1 protein-coding gene is annotated in these 1,537 nt (G+C 39.9%); it reads right to left on the bottom strand.

Annotated elements, in window-relative coordinates; genetic code table 11:
* Positions 1-1,537 (bottom strand): SspB-related isopeptide-forming adhesin (locus HMPREF2685_RS02240; RefSeq protein ID WP_315940842.1); only part of this gene is annotated, 1,537 nt, incomplete at both ends.

Below are 1,537 nucleotides of genomic sequence, written 5' to 3'. Positions count from 1 at the left end.
GCCAAGTGACTTAGTGAAGCCATCTTTAAGAGTTGCAGTAATCACACCGTTGTTCACAGTAATATCGAATTTAGCTGTTACATCCGCACCAGTCTTACCATCGTATGCTTTAATAGCTGAAGCTTCAACGTCGACTTTTGCCTCATCGTAGTCATCTGTGATTCCTACTGATTGGATGTTGTCTTTGTTGTTTGCATCAAATTTAGTTGTGTCAAGCCATACTTGGTAAACCAATTTATCTTTTGGTTTAACAGTCTTAGTATTGATATTCGCAGCTTCGTTGTTAGATGCATCGTCCACATATGGGTTCGCATTGGTATCTGCGTACTTGTCTGCCAACTCTTTATCATCATCTAATAATGAAGTTCCAGTCAAATCAAATTCTTTTTCGTTTAGAACATATTTTTCTGGATTGAATTCTGGAGTTTCTGGAGGAGTTACACGGTTGTTAAATTCTTTGTCCGCAATGTCGCCTACAGTTGCCACAAGAACTTTAGCAGTACCATCGTGTTTCACTGTGACTGTTACATTCGCTTTCATGGTGTCGTATGTAACGGTTGCGTCGCTTCCTTTAACTTCTTCTACTGTGTAGTTGTGTACGCCTTCTTGACCCTTCTTGAATTCAAGAGCTTTGAACTTAACGTTACCAGATGCATCATTGCTTACAGTTTCAAGAGTCTTACCTTCTGAATCTTTAAGCACGAAGCTGAATTCGTTAGCTTTCAGTTCACGGCCTTCCAAGCGTTTCGTGAAGTTGAATTCTACTTCAACTGGAACGTTATTTACACGTTTTTCAGTTGGTTTGCTTGGTTTTTCAACTTTCTTAGTTGTTGGGTTGTAGTAGTTCACTACTTGAGCCGCAGTATTTTCAATATCTACACCGCCAGGAACGTCTGCGTTCACAGTTGCTGGAATGTCAAATTTATAGTAGCGTCCAAACTCGAGCTTAGTAGTATCGATGATTTGAGTGTTTTCAGCATCACCAAGTGACTTAGTGAAGCCATCTTTGAGGTTAGCTGTGATTACACCGTTAGAGATTGAGATATCAAACTTAGATGTAACATCCGCACCTGATACTGAATCGTATGCCTTGATGTCTGAAGCATTCACAGTCAACTTAGTTTCATCGAAGTCATCTGTGATACCAACTGTTTGGATGTTATCTTTGTTATTTGCGTCAAACTTAGTTGTATCCAACCATACTTGGTAATAAAGTTTTTGGCCACGTTTCACAGTCTTGGTGTTCAAGTTTTCTTCTTCGTTGTTTGATGCATCGTCCGCATATGGGTTAGCGTTTGTATCCGCAACCTTGTTAGCCAATTCTTTGTCATCATCAACGAGTTTTGTACCTGTTACATCAAATTTCGCTTCAGAAACAACATATTTCTCTGGTTGGAACTTAGGTTCTTCTGGAGGTGTTACACGGTTGTTAAATTCTTTATCCGCAATGTCGCCTACAGTCGCGATCAGAACTTTAGCTGTTCCATCGTGTTTCACTGTGACTGTCACATTCGCTTTCATTGTATCGTATGTAACG

The sequence above is a fragment of the Streptococcus sp. HMSC074F05 genome, assembly GCF_001808725.1.
GTDB lineage: Bacteria > Bacillota > Bacilli > Lactobacillales > Streptococcaceae > Streptococcus > Streptococcus parasanguinis_I.
This window is presented reverse-complemented; position numbering and strand designations above follow the sequence as displayed.